Annotated in this window: 2 protein-coding genes; both read left to right on the forward strand. The window is 70.3% G+C overall.

The window, feature by feature from the left end; all coding sequences use genetic code 11:
• Positions 1-457: DUF2589 domain-containing protein (locus tag FUT87_RS27740; RefSeq protein ID WP_147243047.1), on the forward strand; the 457-nt coding region annotated here is incomplete at its 5' end.
• 72 nt (positions 458-529) lie between these two features.
• On the forward strand, positions 530-928 hold the full coding sequence (locus FUT87_RS31240; protein ID WP_254783215.1) for a hypothetical protein: 399 nt from the start codon (positions 530-532) through the stop codon (positions 926-928).
• Positions 929-1,087 lie beyond the last annotated feature (159 nt).

The following is a 1,087-nucleotide window of genomic DNA, read 5'->3' on the forward strand; positions in this document are numbered from 1 at the left end:
CAGCGGCAATCCGGGCGCGACCCGCCAGGTCAACTTCAACTTCAAGCGGCCCACGGCCAACACCAACAGCGCCGACGGCACCTTCTACGAGGAGCAGGTGGAACTCAGCGTGCCGCTGCTGGCCATCGTCAAGGTGCCCAACCTGAGCATCACCAAGGTGGACATCGTCTTCGACATGGAAGTGAAGTCGTCCTTCGCGTCCAAGGAGCAAAGCAGCGCGCAGGCCTCCGCCTCCGGCACGGCCAGCGTGGGCTTCGGCCCCTTCAAGGCGTCGGTGACGGTGAGCGGCTCGGTGTCCTCGCACAAGGAGAACACGCGCAGCTCGGACAACTCGGCCAAGTACCACGTCGAGGTCCACGCCGTTGACGACGGCATGCCCGAGGGCCTGGCGCGGGTGATGGACATCCTGCAGTCCGCCGTGGCGCCGCGCAAGGTCGGCGCGCCGACCGCCGTCTGACCCGGGCCCGAGCGCCCGCCACGCAGGTCCGTCCGCGCCCGGGCGCGGGCGGGCCTTCCCCTCGGAGCCGTCATGTTCGATCAAAGCAACGTCAAGTACATCAAGCGCCTCGTCGTGGGGAGCGACAACCCCGCACGGCTGTGCACGCGCGAGGAGACCGAGGCCCAGATGGAGGAGCTCAACGACTGCCTGTCCGGCGCCTCGCATCCGCGCGGCACGCTGCTGGCGGTGGAGCGCAGCTTCACGCTGGTGCGCATCGGCGACCACCAGGTCGTGCTCGAGTGGATGGCTTATCACGTGGGCTTCGCGCGCAAGCCGGCGCCCAAGCCGCCGCGCCAGGCACCCGCCGCCGCCCCGGCGCCGCACGACGCGCCCGAGCCCGCGGCCGCCGGCGCGTCCCGGGCCGGTTCCGCCGCGGAGCCCGGTGAGGTCACCGACGTTCCCTCGACCGACGTGGCCGACCCGGCCTGACTTCAACCTTGTCTTCAACACTGCCGCTACACGCGGCCCAGGAGATCCCATGATCGCTTTCCGGAAGAATCGCCGTCCCGCCCCGGGACGTTTCGCGCCAGCCGCCTATGCGGTCTCGGTGTCCGTCTCGCTGGCCGGCGCGCTGGTGCTGCTGTTCGC

This window comes from Mitsuaria sp. TWR114, from assembly GCF_007997345.1.

Bases quoted from the DNA above. Each gene is read 5' to 3' on its own strand.
- FUT87_RS31240 (WP_254783215.1), top strand. From the start codon at position 530: ATGTTCGATCAAAGCAACGTCAAGTACATCAAGCGCCTCGTCGTGGGG.